The 18,059-nt window shown below is 69.3% G+C and carries 16 protein-coding genes; 12 read left to right on the forward strand and 4 right to left on the reverse strand.

Annotation, left to right across the window (positions count from 1 at the left end):
- The first annotated feature begins 126 nt into the window (after nt 1-126).
- From JFC09_RS12505 to JFC09_RS12535, 7 genes are all read left to right on the forward strand, one after another.
- The gene (locus JFC09_RS12505) at nt 127-960 is read left to right on the forward strand and encodes a metal ABC transporter ATP-binding protein (protein WP_198394548.1); all 834 of its coding nucleotides are present in this window, start codon (nt 127-129) and stop codon (nt 958-960) included.
- Complete coding sequence (locus JFC09_RS12510) at nt 960-1,859, forward strand: metal ABC transporter permease (protein WP_198394376.1); 900 nt, start codon at nt 960-962, stop codon at nt 1,857-1,859. The genes JFC09_RS12505 and JFC09_RS12510 overlap by 1 nt, the downstream gene beginning before the upstream one ends.
- Before the next feature lie 43 nt (nt 1,860-1,902).
- Entirely contained in the window at nt 1,903-2,817 is a 915-nt protein-coding gene (locus JFC09_RS12515; RefSeq protein ID WP_198394377.1) for a metallophosphoesterase, read from the forward strand.
- 152 nt (nt 2,818-2,969) lie between these two features.
- The gene (locus JFC09_RS12520) at nt 2,970-5,240 is read left to right on the forward strand and encodes a transglycosylase domain-containing protein (protein WP_198394378.1); all 2,271 of its coding nucleotides are present in this window, start codon (nt 2,970-2,972) and stop codon (nt 5,238-5,240) included.
- A gap of 169 nt (nt 5,241-5,409) precedes the next feature.
- The gene (locus JFC09_RS12525; protein WP_198394379.1) at nt 5,410-5,571 is read left to right on the forward strand and encodes a hypothetical protein; all 162 of its coding nucleotides are present in this window, start codon (nt 5,410-5,412) and stop codon (nt 5,569-5,571) included.
- Between the two features lie 11 nt (nt 5,572-5,582).
- The gene (locus JFC09_RS12530) at nt 5,583-6,053 is read left to right on the forward strand and encodes a RidA family protein (RefSeq protein WP_198394380.1); all 471 of its coding nucleotides are present in this window, start codon (nt 5,583-5,585) and stop codon (nt 6,051-6,053) included.
- Nucleotides 6,050-6,862 (forward strand): MBL fold metallo-hydrolase, encoded by an 813-nt coding sequence (locus tag JFC09_RS12535; protein WP_198394381.1) that lies wholly within the window; start codon nt 6,050-6,052, stop codon nt 6,860-6,862. The genes JFC09_RS12530 and JFC09_RS12535 overlap by 4 nt, the downstream gene beginning before the upstream one ends.
- Before the next feature lie 48 nt (nt 6,863-6,910).
- Here JFC09_RS12535 and JFC09_RS12540 read toward each other — a convergent pair whose 3' ends face one another.
- Entirely contained in the window at nt 6,911-7,660 is a 750-nt protein-coding gene (locus JFC09_RS12540; protein WP_198394382.1) for a GH25 family lysozyme, read from the reverse strand.
- A gap of 143 nt (nt 7,661-7,803) precedes the next feature.
- Nucleotides 7,804-8,481 carry a Crp/Fnr family transcriptional regulator gene (locus tag JFC09_RS12545; RefSeq protein WP_198394383.1) on the reverse strand — a complete coding sequence of 226 codons (678 nt, stop codon included), beginning with the start codon at nt 8,479-8,481 and terminating at the stop codon, nt 7,804-7,806.
- Between the two features lie 213 nt (nt 8,482-8,694).
- Between JFC09_RS12545 and nth the strand changes: the two genes are divergently transcribed.
- Nucleotides 8,695-9,489: an endonuclease III gene (gene nth / locus JFC09_RS12550; protein WP_198394384.1), complete on the forward strand. Its 795-nt coding sequence runs from the start codon at nt 8,695-8,697 to the stop codon at nt 9,487-9,489.
- On the forward strand, nt 9,486-10,208 hold the full coding sequence (locus JFC09_RS12555) for an NUDIX hydrolase (RefSeq protein WP_198394385.1): 723 nt from the start codon (nt 9,486-9,488) through the stop codon (nt 10,206-10,208). The genes nth and JFC09_RS12555 overlap by 4 nt, the downstream gene beginning before the upstream one ends.
- Nucleotides 10,209-10,308: 100 nt before the next feature.
- Here JFC09_RS12555 and JFC09_RS12560 read toward each other — a convergent pair whose 3' ends face one another.
- Both JFC09_RS12560 and acs read right to left on the reverse strand, forming a co-directional pair.
- Nucleotides 10,309-10,716 carry a phage holin family protein gene (locus tag JFC09_RS12560; protein WP_198394386.1) on the reverse strand — a complete coding sequence of 136 codons (408 nt, stop codon included), beginning with the start codon at nt 10,714-10,716 and terminating at the stop codon, nt 10,309-10,311.
- A 137-nt stretch (nt 10,717-10,853) separates the two neighbouring features.
- Complete coding sequence (gene acs / locus JFC09_RS12565) at nt 10,854-12,785, reverse strand: acetate--CoA ligase (RefSeq protein ID WP_198394387.1); 1,932 nt, start codon at nt 12,783-12,785, stop codon at nt 10,854-10,856.
- A 286-nt stretch (nt 12,786-13,071) separates the two neighbouring features.
- On the opposite strand from acs, the gene JFC09_RS16720 reads away from it, so the two are divergent.
- The 3 genes from JFC09_RS16720 (at nt 13,072) to JFC09_RS12580 (ending at nt 18,059) form a co-directional block, all read left to right on the forward strand.
- Entirely contained in the window at nt 13,072-15,876 is a 2,805-nt protein-coding gene (locus JFC09_RS16720; RefSeq protein ID WP_198394388.1) for a hypothetical protein, read from the forward strand.
- A 231-nt stretch (nt 15,877-16,107) separates the two neighbouring features.
- Nucleotides 16,108-17,211, forward strand: coding sequence for a septum site-determining protein Ssd (gene ssd / locus JFC09_RS12575; RefSeq protein WP_198394389.1), 1,104 nt, complete (start codon nt 16,108-16,110; stop codon nt 17,209-17,211).
- On the forward strand, nt 17,208-18,059 hold the full coding sequence (locus JFC09_RS12580; RefSeq protein ID WP_232483555.1) for a CpaF family protein: 852 nt from the start codon (nt 17,208-17,210) through the stop codon (nt 18,057-18,059). Before ssd ends, JFC09_RS12580 begins: the two co-directional genes overlap by 4 nt.

An 18,059-nucleotide genomic window follows, 5' to 3' on the forward strand; every position in this document is an offset into this window, starting at 1 on the left:
ACAGCCGGCACGACACAACCGGCCAGCGCGACACAAGGAACCGGAACGGCACGATCCTCCGGCCGGGCGCCCTCGTCCAGCACGGCTGCGCCGACGCCCGCGGGTGCGGCGACCGACCGCGACCCGATCCTCGAGCTGCGCGACGCGGAGCTGCGGTTCGGTGAGCGGGTCGTCTGGCACCACCTCACACTCGACGTGCAGCCGGGCGAGTTCGTCGCGGTGCTGGGTCCGAACGGCACCGGCAAGACCTCGCTCCTGCGCACGCTGCTGGGACAGCACCGGCTGCGGGCCGGGACCATCCGGGTGAACGGACACGAACCGCGAACGGGTGACGGGGACCTCGGCTACATCCCGCAGCAGCGGGGCATGGACCGGGACACCCCGTTCCGGGGCCGCGACCTCGTCCGCATGGGGCTCGACGGGCACCGGTGGGGCTGGTGGGGCATGAGCCGTGCAGAACGCGAGCGGGTCGAGGAGCTCATCGACGCGGTGGGCGCCCGCGAATACGCGGACTCGCCCGTCGGGCTGCTGTCGGGCGGTGAGCAGCAGCGACTGCGGGTCGCCCAGGCGCTCGTCGGTGAGCCGCGAATCCTCCTGTGCGACGAACCGCTCCTGTCCCTCGACATGCACCACCAGCGGCGCGTCGCTGCCCTCATCGACGAGATGCGGCGGACGCGGGACACCGCGGTCGTGTTCGTCACCCACGAGATCAACCCGATCCTGCCCTACGTCGACCGGGTGCTGTATCTGGCCGGCGGGCACCACCTCATGGGCCCGCCGCGGGAGGTCATGACGACGGAATCGCTCAGCCGCCTGTTCGGCACCCACATCGAGGTCGTCGAGGTGGGCGGCAGGCTGGTCATCGTCGGCAGCGACGATCAGCCGCACCACCCCTCCGCCGAGGACCCGCACGACGACCACAGCGGCCACGGATTCCTGCCGGGACGAGGGGACGCCTGATGGACGCGCTCACCGGGCTCTTCACGTTCGAGGACTACGGGGCGCTCGTCTCCCTGCTCATGAACTCGATTCTCGCCGCCGCCCTCCTGGGTGTGGTGGGCGGGCTCGTGTCCGTGTTCGTCATGACCCGCGACATCGCGTTCGCCGTCCACGGGATCGCGGAGCTGTCGTTCGCGGGGGCCGCCTTCTTCCTGCTCGTCGGGTTCGACGTGGTCCACGGCAGCTTCGTCGGGTCGATCCTCGCCGCCGTCATCATCGCGGTCGGCGGGGTGCGCGATTCGGAGAAGAACGCGATCATCGGCGTGCTCATGCCGTTCGGGCTGGGCCTGGGCATCCTGTTCCTCGCCCTGTACGACGGGCGGGCCGCCAGCAAGTTCGGCCTGCTCACCGGCCAGATCGTGGCGATCAGCAATGACCAGCTGCGGTTGCTCGTGTGGTGCGCGATCCTCGTGCTCGTCGCACTCATCGTCATCTGGCGGCCGCTCATGTTCTCGAGCCTCGACCCGCAGGTGGCCCGCGCCCGCGGCGTGCCGGTCGGCATGCTCCACATCGTGTTCATGCTCACGCTGGGCCTGGCGGTCGCGCTATCCGTGCAGGTGGTGGGCGTGCTGCTGGTGCTTGCGCTGCTCATCACCCCGGCCGCCGCCGCCACCCAGCTGACCGCCTCCCCGGTCCTCACCCCGATCCTGTCGGTGCTCTTCGCGGTCGTGTCCTCCGTGGGCGGTGTGCTGATAGCCCTGGGTTCCCCCGTGGTCCCCATCAGCCCGTTCGTCACGACGATCAGCTTCGTCATCTACGCCGTGTGCAGGCTGGTGGGCCGCCGCCGGATGCGCCGTCACGTCCGTGCGCGGGCCCAGCGCGAATCGGACCTCGATCGACATCCGTCCCTGCAGGGCTGAGCACGACCGCCGCCGAGGCCCATCCGCTGACATAATCGGGCGCATGGTCTCAGCACGCACACTCCGCACAACCGGCCGCACGGCGGGCATCCTCGCAGGAATCGGCCTTGTGGGAGCTGCGGGCCTCGCGTACTCCGCGATCGTCGAACCGCGGCTGTTCCGGATCCGCCGCCAGCGGCTCGCGCTGCTGCCGCCGGGGTCCGCCCCGCTGCGGATCCTCCACGTGTCGGACCTGCACCTGGCAGAGAACCAGGAGTTCCGGTCGCGGTTCGTGCGGTCGCTCATCGATCTCGAGCCGGACCTCGTCGTAAACACGGGCGACAACTTCGGTGGGGACACGCTCCCGCTGGTCCTCGACGCCTTCGCCCCGCTGCTGGACGTGCCCGGGGTGTTCGTCTTCGGATCGAACGACGTGTGGGGGCCCACGCGGAAGAACCCCGCCCGCTACCTCACCCGGCGCACGACCCACGGCGAGGACAAGTCGAAGCACCCGACCCTGCCGACGAAGGACCTCAAGCAGGCATTCGAAGCGCGCGGCTGGACCTACCTCGACAACCGTTCCGCGACCCTCACCGTCGGAGGGACGACGCTCGCCTTCGCAGGCCTGGGCGACGCACACATGGATGCGGACCGGATCACGGAGACGCACCCCTCGTTCGCCGAGGCCGACGTGCGGATCGGAGTCACGCACGCTCCGTACTCCCGGACGCTGGAGGCGTTCGACCGGGCAGGTGCCCAGCTGGTCTTCGCCGGTCACACGCACGGCGGCCAGATCCGAGTGCCGTTCTGGGGTGCCCCCGTGACGAACTGCGACCTGGACCGGACACGCGCCCGCGGGATGTTCCCCTACCGGCGCATGCGCATCAACGTCTCCGCCGGGCTGGGCTACTCGCCGTACTCACCCGTGCGGTTCTCCTGCCCCCCGGAGGTCACGCTGCTCACCGTCGTCGCCCAGTGAGAAGGGGATCCGGGCAGTCGCGAGAGGGCAGGGAACATCCTCGATCACAATGAACCGTCGCCGGAGTGGTGGCGCGATGGCGCAGGTCTCCTGAGAGGACTCTTCGCGGAGACTGAGACTTTCCGATTGACCGTGCGGTTAAAATCGAGTCCATGGTGTCCTCTGCTCCCGTGAAGAAGCCGACCAAGGTCGGCGCGCTCATCCAGTTCATCGCCGTCAGCTGCATCGCCGGAATCGTGTCTGCTGGACTCGCGATCCCGTCGGTCGGCATGGCGGCCGCGGCGGGTGACGGTGCAGTCGAAGTCTTCAAGGCGCTTCCCGCGGAGCTCGACGAACGGCCACTGGCGCAGCAGTCGCGCATCCTCGCGGCAGATGGATCCCTCATCGCGAGCTTCTACTGGCAGAACCGCAAGGAGGTCGAGTTCGACGACATCTCCCAGGATATGAAGGACGCGACGGTCGCGGTCGAGGACTACCGCTTCTACGAACATTCGGGTGTGGACATCCAGGGCATCGCCCGCGCGGTGGTGCACAACCTCCTGTCCGATTCGACGCAGGGCGGATCGACCCTCACCCAGCAGTACGTGAAGAACGTGCTCGCGGAGAACGCCCACGCGGAAGAGGATTCCGAGGGGGTCGCTGCGGCGAAGGAGTCCGACGGAGCCTCCGGCTACGCACGCAAGCTGCGTGAGGCGAAGCTGGCGCTCGCCGTGGAGAACAAGTACGGCAAGGACGAGATCCTCCACCGGTACCTCAACATCAACAACTACTCCGGCTCCCCGAACGTCTACGGCGTCGAAGCCGCGGCGCAGCGGTACTGGGGGATCCCCGCATCGGAGTTGAACGTCGCACAGTCCGCGACGCTGGCGGGGATCGTGAAGAACCCGTCCGCGAACAACCCGGAGCGGTTCCCCGATCAGACCCTCGAGCGCCGCAACGTCGTGCTGGGGCTCATGCACACTCACGGGTACATCGACGACGACGAGTACGACGAGGCCAAGGAGTCCGAGCTGGACCTGGACATCCACAAGACCCCCAACGGCTGCGGTACCGCCGGCAACATGGGGTATTTCTGCGACTACGTCCAGCGCGTCATCGAGAATGATCCGACGTACGGCGAGGAGAAGGGCGAACGCAAGAACTTCCTCAACCGCGGCGGCCTCACGATCAAGACGACGATCGATCCGAAGATCCAGGCGAAGGCGGACGAAGCGGTGAAGGACCGAGTGCCCGTCGGCGATCCGTCGGGCGCAGGGCACTCGGCTGTGACCGTGGAGCCCGGGACCGGCAAGGTCATCGCGATGGCGCAGAACCGGAACTACACATCCGGCGACGGTGAGAAGAACGTCGACACGCAGATCAACTACAACGTCGACAATGCGCACAACGGGGCGAACGGCTTCCAGGTCGGTTCGACATGGAAGCCCATCGTGCTGGCCGAATGGCTGGACGAGGGCAAGGGCCTGGGAACCGTCGTGAACGCCACGCGGCGGAACTACCCCGCCGGGTCGTGGAAGTACAGCGGCTGTCCCGCAATGGGAGGGCCCTGGCATCCCAGGAACGCGGGCGACGGCAACGGCAGCTCGTCGATGACAGCGCTGCAGGCCACGAAGCAATCGCTCAACACCGCGTACGCGGCAATGGGCAACCAGCTCAACATGTGCGGCATCCTCGAGACTGCAGAGAAGCTGGGCATCAAGTACGGCAGCGGTGAACCGCTCGACACGGCGGACGACACGGGCTTCATCCCGGCGCTCAGCCCCGCGTCGATCCTCGGCACCGTCCAGGTCGCCCCGATCGACATGGCATCCGCCTTCGCGACGTTCGCGGCCGACGGGAAGTACTGCAAGCCCACTCCGATCGAATCGATCGTGGATTCGGACGGCGAGGAGATCGAGGTCCCATCGTCCGACTGCCACCAGGCGATCGACAAGGAGGTCGCGCAGGGTGTCGCCTACGCGATGAGCCAGACGTTCAACGGAGGCACCACGAGCAGCCTGGGCATCGGTGTGCCGGCCGCGGCGAAGACCGGTACGACGAACTTCGAGGTCGGTGCCACCTCGCTCATCGGCTTCACCCGCACGCTGTCCACCATGGTGTGGACCGGTGACCCGAACGGGAACCGCGACTGGCGGCGCAATTACGAAGGCGTGGTCCGTGGAACCGTCTACGGTGCGACGATCTCCGGTCGCACCTGGCAGGCGTACATGCGCGAGGCCGTCAAGGAGACGTCCGGCAACAGCGGCTTCCCCCGGCCCTCTGGCAGCGCCTCGGGATCGCAGGGCAGCGACCACTCCGGCAGCCGCAGCGACAGCGGAAGCAGCGGCGGTGGCAACCGCGGCGGCGGTAACGGAGGTGGTGGCGACGGCGGCGGAGACGGTGGCGGCGACGACGGCGGCGGCGCAGGCCTCGGCGGCAACTGACCCGCAGACGTGAACGGAACCGCGCAGACACCGATGAGTCGGTGTCCGCGCGGTTCCGTCGTCTCCACCCGCTGTGTCACTTCGCCCGCAGTGTCACTCCTGCCTGCGACCACATAGCATGGGGAGGGCATGCGGGACCGTACCCGCACTCACGACGAAGGAGCACCTCATGACGAAGTGGGAGTACGTGACCGTCCCCCTCCTCATCCACGCGACGAAGCAGATCCTGGATCAGTGGGGAGCGGAGGGATATGAGCTCGTGCAGGTCATCCCCGGCCCCGAAGGCAGCAGCAACCTCGTCGCCTACATGAAGCGCCCGCTCGAGGGCTGAAGGGTTCCATCATGAGTCGCATCGAATCCGATCTCGCCGGCCGCGGTCTCTCCCTCCCGCCCGTCGCCGTCCCCGCAGGGGCGTACGTGCCCGCGCTGCGGGTGGGCGACCAGGTCCTCACGTCCGGCCAGCTGCCGTTCGTCGACGGCGCCCTCCCCAAGGTGGGTGCCGTGGGTGACGCGGTGACGGCCGAGGAGGCGTACGAGCTCGCCGGTGTCTGCGCACTCAACGCGCTGGCTGCCGTCAAGAGCGTCATCGGCGACCTGGACCGCATCGAGCGCATCGTCAAGGTGACGGGGTTCGTGCACTCGGCCTCCGATTTCACGGGACAGCCAGGTGTCGTCAACGGCGCCTCGGAGCTGCTGGGCGAACTGTTCGGAGAAGCAGGTCAGCACGTCCGTTCCGCAGTGGGGGTCAACACGCTCCCCATGGGCACCCCCGTGGAACTGGAACTGACCGTCCAGGTCCGCGCAGGAGAATGACGGTGCCAGGAGCGGATGACCACCTGCGCCGTGCGCTCGCGGACGACGGCGTCGACCTGGTGCTGGCGGACAACCCGTCACCCATGACGCTGGACGGCACCAACAGCTACGTGCTGCGGTCCCAGGACGGAGACTCCGCGCTCCTCCTGGATCCGGGGCCCCGGCTGACGGAGCACCGCGACGCGCTGGTGCGCACCGTGGGGTCCGCAGAGCTGACGGCGATCATCCTGACCCACCGCCACGCGGACCACTCCGGGCTGCTGGAGACCGCTGCCGACTGGGCGCCGGGCGTCCCCGTCCACGCGGTCGACCCCACGTTCGCCTCCGGCACGCAGCCGCTGGTCGACGGGCAGACGATCGCGTTCGGCACCGCGGACGCGGACGTCGCGACGATCATCGCCACACCGGGGCACACCGACGACTCCGTGTCCGTCGTCCACGGGGACCGGCTGTTCTCCGGGGACACCGTCCTGGGGCGCGGCACGACGATGGTGTCGTTCCCCGACGGATCGCTGGGGGACTACCTCGCAAGCCTCGAGCGCCTCATCGCGCTCGAGGCTGCGGGAGACGTCCGGACCATCGCACCCGCGCACGGCGAGCAGAGGGAGGACGTGGCCGACCTGCTGGCGCACTACCTCTCCCACCGCCAGGAGCGGATCCGGCAGGTGCAGGACGTGCTGGCTTCCGGAAGGTCGACGGCGGAGGAGGTCGCGGACGTCGTCTACGCGGACGTCCCGGACTCCGTGAAGCCCGCCGCCCTGCAGATCGTCCGCGCGCAGCTCGCGTACATCGAGTCCCTGGGGGACTGACCGACCGCGAAACCTGGTGAGGGGCGTCAGCCGCCCCGGTGCGGGAAGTCAGCCGTCGAGTCTCAGCACATCCAGGTCGACGCCGCCGTCGATCCCGTCGACGCGGGCGACGTAGTGGACCTGCCACACGGTCCACGCGTCGTCCCGCGGGCGGACGAAGAAGTGCGTGACCCACTGCGGATTGTCCGCGAGCACCCCGATGTCGTACGCAGACCGGAAGTCGCCCCGCGCGTACACGAGCAGCGGACCGCCCCACGCCCCCTCCACCGCGCGCCGGAAGTCCTCGAGCTCTGCGCTCACCTCTGCCTGCGACGGCCGCTGCTGGCAGGCACCGATGAGCTCGAGGTCGATCGCGGGTGGAAGCGCGCCGTCCTCCGGCGGTGCCGCAGTGAGGAAGCTCTCCGCCTGCTCCGCACCGGGCGAGCAGAGGGTGAAGAAGTGGTACGCACCCCGCTGCACGCCCGCGTCTGCCGACTGGGACCAATTCTCCGCGAACTGCGGGTCCGTGTAGTCGTTGCCTTCCGTCGCCTTGATCATCGCCGCGTCGATGCCGTCCGCGCGCACGCGCTGCCAGTCGATGTCGCCCTGGTGGTTCGACACGTCGATGCCGTGCACCTCACCGGCCTGCAGCGAGGGCCGCACGTGCGGCACCCACAGGAACCACCACGCCGCGGCGGCGAGCAGGACGACCACGAGGACACCGGCGGTGAGAGCAGCCCACCTGCGGCGGTGCAGCCGGGACGGGCGGACGCCCGGTGACCCGGCGGAAGGTGTCCGTGCTCGTACGGAAGGCGTCATAACGGAACCGTAGCGGACACGCCGAGGCCGTGGTCACCCTGTCGGTGACCACGGCCTCGGCGTCTGTGCAGGATTCCCATGACCGGAGTGCTGCCGGAGGGATCCTGAGGAGGGGCCGTGCGTGAGAAGCCCCCTACCGACGATCAGGCGGCGCGGTGACGCAGCCGGTCGACGTCCAGCAGGACCACCGCGCGGGCCTCCAGACGGAGCCAGCCGCGCTGCGCGAAATCGGCCAGCGCCTTGTTGACCGTCTCACGGGAGGCGCCCACCAGCTGGGCGAGCTCTTCCTGCGTGAGGTCGTGGGCGACATGGGTGCCGTCCTGCGTGGGCTGGCCGAAGCGGTCGGCGAGGTCCAGCAGAGCCTTAGCGACACGCCCCGGGACGTCCTGGAAGACGAGGTCGCCCACGGTGTCGTTCGTGCGGCGCAGACGGATCGCCAGAGCACGCAGGAGGTTCATCCCGGCCTTGGGCCGCTCTTCGAGCCACGCGGTGAGGTCTTCGTGGCGGAGGCTCAGCAGCTCCGTCTGGGACACCGCGGAGACAGTGGAGGACCGTGGGCCCGGATCGAACAGCGACAGCTCGCCGATGATCTCGCTGGGGCCCACGACCGACAGCAGGTTCTCCCGCCCATCGGACGATTCACGCCCCACCTTGAGCTTGCCGGTCGCGACGATGTACAGCTCATCGCCGGCATCGCCCTCCCGGAACAGCACCGTCCCCCGTCGGACGCTGCGCGGCTTCATGAATTTGAGCAGCGCACTGGTCGCTTCGTCGTCGAGCCCGGCGAAGAGCGCGGCCCTGCGTACGACTTCGATGTCCACTTGGTTCCTCCTGATCGTTACACTTCTGCGTCACAATCTACCCGTTGGTCCGTGGTCCTGCCCACAGTTGGAGGGTGCAAACCGCAGAACCTGGACGGAACCGTGCTCCGGCGCCATGAGGCAGGGCCGTCCGGGTGTGTCGAGAGGGTCGGAGAGACGCACGATTCGGGGCGCGGCGGACGAGCAGACGCAGCCCACCGATAGGATGGGCCGGTGCTGTCAGTCGCTGAGAAGAGCCGGCGGCGCTTCCTCGAGGAGACTCCACTGGGGCGCACGCGCAGAGCCAGGAAGATCCACCGCATCCTTGCGGACACCTACCCGGATGCCCACGCAGAGCTGGACCACCGCAACGCGTTTGAGCTCCTGGTGGCCACGGTGCTGTCCGCACAGACGACGGACATCCGGGTGAATGCGGTGACTCCCGCACTGTTCGGGACGTACCCGGACGCCGCGAGCCTCGCGGCCGCGCGCAGGGAGGACGTCGAGGAGATCATCCGGCCCACCGGCTTCTACCGGGCGAAGGCGAAGAGCATCGTGGGCCTCGGACAGGCGCTCATCGACGAGTTCGACGGCGAGGTGCCCGCGTCGCTGGAGAAGCTCGTCACGCTGCCGGGTGTGGGACGCAAGACTGCGAACGTCGTGCTGGGCAACGTGTTCGACGTCCCGGGCCTCACGATCGACACCCACTTCGCACGGCTGGCGCGACGCTTCCTGTGGACGGAGTCGGACAATGCCGACCGGGTCGAGAAGGACGTCGCCGCACTGTTCCCGCGCAAGGACTGGACGATGCTGTCCCACCGGGTGATCTGGCACGGTCGGAGGATCTGCCACGCCCGCACACCCGCGTGCGGGGCATGCCCGATCAGCGCGCTGTGCCCGTCGTTCGGCGAGGGCGAGCTCGACGAAGAGCGGGCGCGGAAGCTGCTGCGGTTCGAACTCGCGGAGGATCGACCGGGCGGCGGCGAGAAGGACTCCAGGATGAAGGACGACGGGGGAGAGACACGATGACCCGCGAAGACGCGGTGGAACAGACCACAACCGGGGGAGTCGACCTGCAGGAGGCACTCACAGGTCTGCTGTCGGCCGAACCGCCGGCGTCGTGGCTGCGCAGGGAGGACGCACCGGACGGGATGAACATCCGCGACGCGTCCGTCCTCATGCTGTTCGGACACGGCCAGGAGCCCCGCACCCCCGCCGGCCGTGACGAGATGGCGCGCCTGGCGGACCTGGGAGTCTCCGACGTCGACGTGGTGCTCCTCCAGCGTGCGGCGACCCTGCGGCATCATGCCGGACAGCCGGCCTTCCCCGGGGGCGCTCGCGACGAGGGAGACGAGTCCACAGCGTTCACCGCGCTGCGGGAGGCGGAGGAGGAGACGGGGCTGGACCCCGGCGGTGTCGAGGTCGTCGGCACGCTGCCGCCCCTCTACGTCCCCCACAGCCGCTTCGACGTCACCCCTGTGCTGGCGTGGTGGCGGGAGCCGATGGAGGTGCAGGCGATGGATCAGGCGGAATCCGCCCTCGTGGCGCGCGTCGCGATCGCCGACCTCGTGGCTCCTGCGAACCGGGGCGTGTTCGCACCGCGGGACCGGCCCTTCACCACCCCCGTCTTCGACGTGGGCGTCATGAAGCCCTGGGGGTTCACCGCCGGGATCCTCGAATGGGCGCTCGACTCGCTGGGGTGGTCGCGCGCATGGGACCGCACCCGGACGATCCCGATCGACTTCTGAGTTCCGGCCCTGGACGCAGAGATGCCCGGCAGGTTCACCCTGCCGGGCATCTCTGTGACCTGCGCTGGCCACTGGGCACGCGGTCCGTGCGGTCAGCCGCTCAGTAGCGGGGGCCGCCCGGGTTGGACAGGGCGCGCTTGATCGCGGCGACGGCGGACTTGCCCGACGCGATCGCAGCCGTGGGGGTCGGATTGCCCTTCTTCAGCAGCGGCAGGGCCACGGCGACGAGTATCAGGGCGACGATCACCAGGGCTGCGAAGACGACGAGGAAGCTCAGCCACCACGACCAGCCCAGTCCTTCGTGCAGAGCCGAGGACACCGTGAACATCGCCATGAACGACGACAGGAACAGGAGGAACAGGGCTCCGATCGCCAGCCCCGCACCGATGCCCAGATTCTTCGCACCGTCGAGGGCCTCGGACTTCGCGAGCGCCGCTTCCTCCTGAGCAAGGGCCTGCGCATCAGCGCCGATGTCCTTGACCAGCTTGGAGATGGACCGTTCCGACATGGGGCTCCTTCAGTGTTCGCGGCTGTCGAGGGAATGCAGCTGATCCCCACTTTAATGCCTGCTGAGTCCGGCTGACCACAGTGTGCCCTACCGGCGCGTAGGAACGGGAGGGCACACGTGGTCGGGACGCCCGGTTCCTACGAGCTGGACACCTGCTGGGAGATGAGATCCATGACGGACGCATCCGCGAGCGTCGACGAGTCCCCGACTCCCTTGTTCTCCGCGAGGTCCTTGAGCAGACGACGCACGATCTTGCCTGATCGTGTCTTCGGCAGCTCGTCGACGATGTGGATGCGCTTGGGCTTCGCAATGGGACCGATGTCCGATCCCACGTGGGCCCGCAGCTTCTCCTCCATGTCGTCCGTCTCCTCCACCTCGGCGCGGAGGATCACGAAGGCGTACACGGCCTGTCCCGACGTCTCGTCGGCAGCACCGACGACCGCGGCCTCGGCGACCGCGTCGTGGGCGACCAGCGAGGATTCGATCTCCGCCGTCGACAGGCGGTGGCCGGAGACGTTCATGACGTCGTCGACACGCCCGAGGAACCAGATGTCCCCGTCCTCGTCGAAGCGGGCGCCGTCGCCGGCGAAGTAGATGCCGTCGAACCGCGACCAGTAGGTGTCCTTGTAGCGCTCCGGGTCGCCGTACACGCCCCGCAGCATCGCCGGCCACGGCTCGTCGATGACGAGCAGACCCGGCTGATCGTTCCCCAGCGACTGACCTTCGTCATCGAAGATCTTGACCGAGATCCCGGGGAGCGCTCTTTGCGACGACCCCGGCTTCGTGGGGACGAGGCCCGGCATGGGGGCGATCATATGCGCGCCGGTCTCCGTCTGCCACCACGTGTCGATGACAGGGCAGCGATCCCCGCCGATGACACGGCGGTACCAGGTCCAGGCCTCCGGGTTGATCGGCTCGCCCACGCTTCCCAGCAGTCGCAGCGAGGAGAGGTCGTACTGCGCGGGGATGTCGTCGCCCCACTTCATGCAGGTCCGGATCGCCGTGGGGGCCGTGTAGAGGATCGACACACCGTACTTCTCGACGATGCTCCACCAGCGGCCCTTGTCCGGCGTATCCGGGGTGCCCTCGTAGATCACCTGCGTGGCACCCGCCGACAGCGGCCCGTAGACGATGTACGTGTGCCCGGTGACCCACCCGACGTCCGCGGTGCACCAGAAGACGTCCGTCTCCGGCTTGAGGTCGAACGTCGCGAAGACGGAGTACGTCGACTGGGTGAGATAGCCGCCGGACGTGTGGAGGATGCCCTTGGGCTTGCCCGTCGTCCCGGACGTGTAGAGGACGAAGAGGGGGTTCTCCGCGTCGAAGGCCTCGGCCTCGTGCTCCTCGGACTGCTGGCCGACCACGTCAGCCCACTTCTTGTCGCGGCCCTCGACCCAGGCGACGTCCTCACCGGTGCGTTCGACGACGACCACGTGATCGACGGGGGTGTCGCCCTTGGCGAGCGCGGCGTCGACGGCCGGCTTGAGACTCGACGGCTTGCCTCGCCGGTAGCCGCCGTCGGCGGTGATGACGACCCGGGCCTCGGCGTCCAGGATGCGGGAATGGAGCGCATCGGCGGAGAACCCGCCGAACACCACGGAGTGGGCCGCGCCCAGACGGGCGCACGCGAGCATCGCGATGACGGTCTCCGGGATCATCGGCATGTAGATCGCGACGCGGTCGCCCTGCGAGACACCCAGCGACGCGAGCGCGTTCGCGGCCTTCTTCACCTCCGTCGTGAGCTCCGCGTACGTGATCGAACGGGAGTCTCCCGGCTCACCCTCGAAGTGGATGGCCACACGATCGCCGTTGCCGGCCTCCACGTGCCGGTCCAGGCAGTTGGCGGCGACATTGAGCTGGCCGTCGCCGAACCAGCGGGCGAACGGGGGATTCGACCAGTCGAGAGTCTCCGTGAACGGGGTCTTCCAGTCGACCAGTGAGCGGGCCTTGTCCGCCCAGAACCCCAGACGGTCCTCCGCCGCAGCCTCATAGTCCGCGGCAGTGACATTCGCCTGAGCAGCGAACTCCGCCGTGGGCGGGTACGTGTTCGAGTTCCTGCTTTCGGTCATCGTTGTCGTCCTTCCCAGCATCTTCGATGGCAAGCCGCGAAACATTCATCGCCGACTTCGGAAACGAGCTTATACCTCGTGCGGACGATCCGAACGGCAGGAGTTGCATCGCCGTTACCTCCTCGGGGGACCACGAGCCGACCACGCGTGCCCACTGACCCTGAGAACCGGCTGATGGTCGCGCCGCTCTTGAGGCATGACACCGGTGCAATGCGATGATGGGGACGAAAGCACACACGACAGCGCCGACTCTGTGCTGGCTGCGCGGAGTTCGGAAGGAGACGAGATGAGCACGCCCTATCAGCCCTCACAGGGCTCGGGCCACCAGGAATGGGGCCAGCCCGGCGCCGATCCGGCCGCGCAGCACGGTTCCGCAGGAGTCCCGGCCCCGGGTGACGCCCAGCAGTCGGGTGATGCCCAGCAGTACGGACAGCAGCCGTACGGGGCTCCCGCTTACGGCTCGCAGGGCCAGCAGTACGGATCCCAGGGGCAGGCGTACGGCTCGCAGGGCCAGCAGTACGGTGATCCGGCTCAGCAGTACGCACCGCCCCAGCAGTACGGGTCGCAGGGTCAGGCATATGGTTCGCAGGGTCAGCCTTTCGGTTCGCCGGACCAGCAGTTCGGTGCGCAGCCACCGCAGTACGGGTCCCAGGGACAGGCCTACGGGTCGCAGGGTCAGCCGTACGGGTCTCAGGGCCAGTCGTTCGGCGCGCAGGGCCAGAGCTACGCCCCGCAGGGGTACGGCGCAGGGGTGGAGCCGCAGGGGCAGCATCAGGGTGCGTACGGGTTCGGCCCGCAAGCCGGGTACGGCGCCGGTCCGCAGGGAGCCCACCCGATGCAGGCGGCGCAGACCCGCCCGAAGGCACCCGCGCGGCCCGGGAGCATGCTGGGGCCGCTCAGCCTCCGGGATCTCATGCTGCTCGGCGCTGCGCTCCTTGCCTTCCTCGGTCTCGTGACGCCCTTCTACCGTTTCGGGTTCCCGATGTCCTATCTGGAGGCCAGTGTCTTCACCTGGTCGTTCTGGGGCATGGGCATGGTGTTCCTGGGGATGCTCCCGATCATCGTGGCGGCGCTCCTCACACTCCTGCACAAGACCGTTGCAGGCTTCCCCCCGAGGATCGGGTCGCTGAGCATCGCCCAGGCGACATCGGTGCTCGCCTCGGTCGCCTTCGCGGCGAACATCATCAGCGTCTTCACGAGTGCGTCGATGCTGCACGTGGGCGGGTGGCTCGCGTTCGTCGCCTCTCTCATCGCGTTCTTCTTCGGAGTGTTCACGTTCCTGCCGTTCCTAGCAGTCGAATACACGTCCCTGCCTGAGACACATACCCACCCGAAGGCTCGCAGCGCAGCCGGCGGGCAGCCGGCGGCCTCGCACGCGGCAGGTGCTGCCGGGTACGGGGCGGCAGCAGGGGCGGGTGCCGCAGCAGGTGCCGGGATGTACGGTGCCGCTGCGGCACAGCCGGGACAGCAGCACGGTTCCCACCCGCAGCAGTTCGGCTCGCAGGGTCAGGCTTACGGCTCTCAGCCGCAGCCGTACGGGTCGCAGGGTCAGGTCTACGGGTCACAGGGTCAGCAGTATGGCGACCCGGCCCAGCAGTACGGCGACCCCTCGCAGCAGTACGGGTCGCAGCCGCCGCAGTTCGGATCACAGGGCCAGCCGTATGGTGCGGAGGGCCAGGCGTACGGCTCGCAGGGCCAGGCATACGGCTCGCCGGAGCAGAGCGTGGGTGTCACCGCGTCCCAGTTCGCCGCTCCTGATCAGCAGGATGCCCCAGCGGATCAGTCCGGCGCGGAGCCGCAGAGCTTCCAGAGCCCCGCCTACACCCACACGGAACAGGGCGCGGCGCAGGCCGAGGCGCTGGGCGGACACACGGAAGCCGACCAGGACGAGACGGCCGTGATGCCTCCCGTGCAGGAACCGGACACCGAAGACGAGCAGAGCACTGCAGACGGCCAGGCCTACCTGGGGCGCGAGAGTGCCTCCGCCCCGGCCTACGCGCAGTCTGAGCCCACACAGTCCTTCGCTGCCGGTGCCTTCGACGCGGGCGCCTTCGGGGACCCGCAGCCCCTGCCGCAGGAGACCGCGTCCGGCGATGTCGACGAGGCCTCACCGCAGACGGACGCCCCCCGCGCAGGCGGTCCGTTCGTCGCGCCCCAGACCTCGTCTGCGGACGCCCACGATTCGACGCCCGAGGCCGCAGCCGGCACCCAGCCCGGCGACGGCACCGCCCCGACGGACGCGAACACCGGCGAGGGAGCGGCAGCCCCTGCCGCGACCGGACCGTACATCATCGAGGACACCGTCGGTGCGGAGCCTGTCGTGACGGATCCGGACGCGGCCGGCGCGGCCTCTGATTCGGAGGTCGCGACAGCAGCCGACCCCGCCGACTCCACACGCGGTGGGGACGCAGCAGGACCCTCCGGACCACTGTTCGGTGCGACTGCCGGCGGTGCTGCGGCATCCGCGGGGACCTTCGCGGGTGCGGCCGCACCCGCGAACGAGTCCGGCCCATCGAGTGGCGGTTCGCTGTTCGACGGTTCGGCACCCACCGGCGCAGACGAGGCGGCGTCCGCGAGTGAACCCGCCTCCGCTGTCGCAGAGCCGCAGGAACAGGGCGAGACCGATCGGCCCGGCGATGCCGGTACCGACGCGGAGGTCACCGACCAGCCTGCGTCCGACACCCACGCCCGCACCGAAGGGGAACCCGGCACCACCGGGGAGCCGGCTGCAGGGGCGGGAAGCCACTTGCGCGGCGACGAGCAGAGCGGTTCGGAGAACGAGCCCACACAGTGGTTCCGCATGGGTGCCGACGGCAACGCGTCCACGGAGCAGGAGGAATCCGCGGCGTCGTACGACGCGACCCAGGGTGAGCCCACGCAGGCGTTCAACCCGGTCGTGTCGCAGATGTTCTGGTTCGCCGTGACGGAGCCGCGTCCGGCGGTGGATCCGGTGACGGGGCAGGAGATCTTCACCGTCACCCCGAACGAGTGGTTCCTCGCGCTGGAGGACCACGGGACGTTCTTCAAAGTCCGTGACGCGCACGGCCAGGAGGGCTACCTCAACAACGTGGAGGGCATCATCCGCGGCTGATCCCACCACTCCGACACAGCGAACGCACCCGTCCGGCACTCTGCCGGGCGGGTGCGTGCGTGTGAGGACACCGCTCCAGCTCCGCAGCTCCCTGCGCCACCACTCCGACTGCGCCACCACTCCGACTCCGGCCCTCCCACTCGAGGTCACAGGCCGGGGCTCAGCACGCGAGTTATCCACAGCTTCGACGACGCTGTTCCGAGTGCTGCGGGAGTGGCACAGAGTGGGCGCATGACCCGGATCGCTCTGCTCACCCAGCTGCCCAGCCTCATCGACCAGTGCTCCGCGCTGGCCGACGGCATCGGAGTCACACTGTCCGTCGCCTCCCCGACGACCGGTGGCTGGCAGGACGCGGCACTCGTCCTGCTGGGGGAGGACGTCGTCGACCCTCCCAGCGGGATCCCCGCGCCGACCGTCCTCATCGCCGTGGACGACGTGTCCTCGGCGTCCCGCACCTCGGTGGACGCGTACGCGGCGGCCACGCGGCTGGGAGCGGACCAGGTGGCGATCCTGCCCGCCGCCGCGGAATGGCTGGTGCAGCGGATGATCGCCGCCGTCGAACCCCCGGTCACCCCGGCGACGACAGTCGGGATCGTGCCCGGCTGCGGCGGTGCGGGGGCGACGGTGCTCGCCGCGGCACTGGCCGTCGAAGGACAGCGAGCCGGTCTGCGGACCGTGCTGGTCGACGGGGATCCGCTGGGTGGTGGCATCGACCTCGTGCTCGGGGCGGAGGCGACGGACGGTCTGCGCTGGCCGGCGCTGGCGGCGTCCAAGGGCAGCCTCCGGCCGTCGACGCTGCTCGACGTCCTCCCGCGGGTCGACGGGCTGGCACTCCTGTCGTGGGACCGCACCGACGCCGCCGAGGCCCCGCAGCAGGTGTTCGACACCGTCGTGGGTGCCGCTCAGCAGGCCTTCGACTTCGTCGTCATCGACCTGCCGCGCCATGCGGTGGGTGGGGCGGTGCGCGCGTGCCACCACGTGCAGATCGTCGTGCCCGCCCGCGTCCGGGCCGCCGTGGGGGCAGCACGCGTGGCCGGGCGGCTGCGGACGGGACACCACAACGTGGGCCTCGTGGTGCGGCAGGACGACCGGGGAGGTATCCCCGCACGGCAGGTCGCGGACGCGGTGGGACTGCCGCTCACCGCCCAGCTGCACACGGACAAGGGGCTCGCCGCGCGGGTGGACCGCGGCGAATCGCTGCCGGTCCGCCGGTCGTCCCTCGCCGCGGCGGCCGCGGACCTCGTGGAGATGTGGTTCCCGGACCTCGACACGTGGTCGTCACCTGTCGGGGCCCCGAGCCCGAGCGGATCACGACGGGGGAGGAGAGACCGATGATAGGCCTCGGCGTGGGCGACGCACTCGGCAGGGCTGACGATATCGGCAGAGGCGACGGCCTCGACCGGCGCGACGGTGCGTGGCTCGACCCCGCTCTCGTCGCAGAGATCCGCGACGACCTCCTCGACCATCCGGGCCCACTCACGGAGTCCGCGGTCGCTCTGGCGGTGCGGCGGTCCGGGAGGGTGCTCGGTTCGGCGGCGATGCTGGAACTCGTGGCCCGACTCACCGCGCAGCTGTCCGGGGCCGGCCCCCTGCAGCCGCTGCTCGACAGGCCCGGAGTCACCGACGTGTTCGTCAACGGGCCGCGTGACGTGTGGGCGGACTTCGGTGACGGCCTCGTGCAGGTGCCGATGAGCCTGGGTGCGGAATCGGACGTCCGCGCGCTCGCGGTGCGGCTGGCGGCGTCGGGAGGGCGACGGCTGGACGACTCGTCGCCGCTGGTCGACGTGCGCCTTCCTGACGGGATCCGCGTCAACGCCGTCATCCCGCCGCTGTCCGGTGAGGTCACTGTGCTGAGCTTCCGCATCCCGCGACCCCGGGCCTTCTCCCTCGAGGACCTCACCGCCGACGGGTTCGTCCCGCCCGCGCTCGTCACCCTCGTGGAGGAGACCGTGGAGCGCCGCGCGAACTTCCTGGTCTCCGGCGGGACCGGGTCGGGCAAGACGGTGCTGCTGGGGGCGATGCTGTCCGCCGCGCCCTCAGCCCACCGGCTGCTCATCGTCGAGGACTCCCGCGAGCTCGTCGTCGCCCACCCGCACGTCGTCCAGCTGTCCGCGCGGCAGGCGAACGTCGAAGGCGTGGGCGACGTGCCGATGACCACCCCCATACATCTGTCAACACACTAG

Origin of the sequence: Brevibacterium yomogidense (assembly GCF_016107685.1) — a bacterium.
GTDB lineage: Bacteria > Actinomycetota > Actinomycetes > Actinomycetales > Brevibacteriaceae > Brevibacterium > Brevibacterium yomogidense.

What these genes read in the sequence shown, in the direction of transcription:
- JFC09_RS12510 (WP_198394376.1), top strand. Translation starts at nt 960, where the DNA reads ATGGACGCGCTCACCGGGCTCTTCACGTTCGAGGACTACGGGGCGCTC.
- JFC09_RS12515 (WP_198394377.1), top strand. Translation starts at nt 1,903, where the DNA reads ATGGTCTCAGCACGCACACTCCGCACAACCGGCCGCACGGCGGGCATC.
- JFC09_RS12520 (WP_198394378.1), top strand. Translation starts at nt 2,970, where the DNA reads ATGGTGTCCTCTGCTCCCGTGAAGAAGCCGACCAAGGTCGGCGCGCTC.
- JFC09_RS12525 (WP_198394379.1), top strand. Translation starts at nt 5,410, where the DNA reads ATGACGAAGTGGGAGTACGTGACCGTCCCCCTCCTCATCCACGCGACG.
- JFC09_RS12530 (WP_198394380.1), top strand. Translation starts at nt 5,583, where the DNA reads ATGAGTCGCATCGAATCCGATCTCGCCGGCCGCGGTCTCTCCCTCCCG.
- JFC09_RS12535 (WP_198394381.1), top strand. Translation starts at nt 6,050, where the DNA reads ATGACGGTGCCAGGAGCGGATGACCACCTGCGCCGTGCGCTCGCGGAC.
- JFC09_RS12540 (WP_198394382.1), bottom strand. Translation starts at nt 7,660, where the DNA reads ATGACGCCTTCCGTACGAGCACGGACACCTTCCGCCGGGTCACCGGGC.
- JFC09_RS12555 (WP_198394385.1), top strand. Translation starts at nt 9,486, where the DNA reads ATGACCCGCGAAGACGCGGTGGAACAGACCACAACCGGGGGAGTCGAC.
- JFC09_RS12560 (WP_198394386.1), bottom strand. Translation starts at nt 10,716, where the DNA reads ATGTCGGAACGGTCCATCTCCAAGCTGGTCAAGGACATCGGCGCTGAT.
- acs (WP_198394387.1), bottom strand. Translation starts at nt 12,785, where the DNA reads ATGACCGAAAGCAGGAACTCGAACACGTACCCGCCCACGGCGGAGTTC.
- JFC09_RS16720 (WP_198394388.1), top strand. Translation starts at nt 13,072, where the DNA reads ATGAGCACGCCCTATCAGCCCTCACAGGGCTCGGGCCACCAGGAATGG.
- ssd (WP_198394389.1), top strand. Translation starts at nt 16,108, where the DNA reads ATGACCCGGATCGCTCTGCTCACCCAGCTGCCCAGCCTCATCGACCAG.
- JFC09_RS12580 (WP_232483555.1), top strand. Translation starts at nt 17,208, where the DNA reads ATGATAGGCCTCGGCGTGGGCGACGCACTCGGCAGGGCTGACGATATC.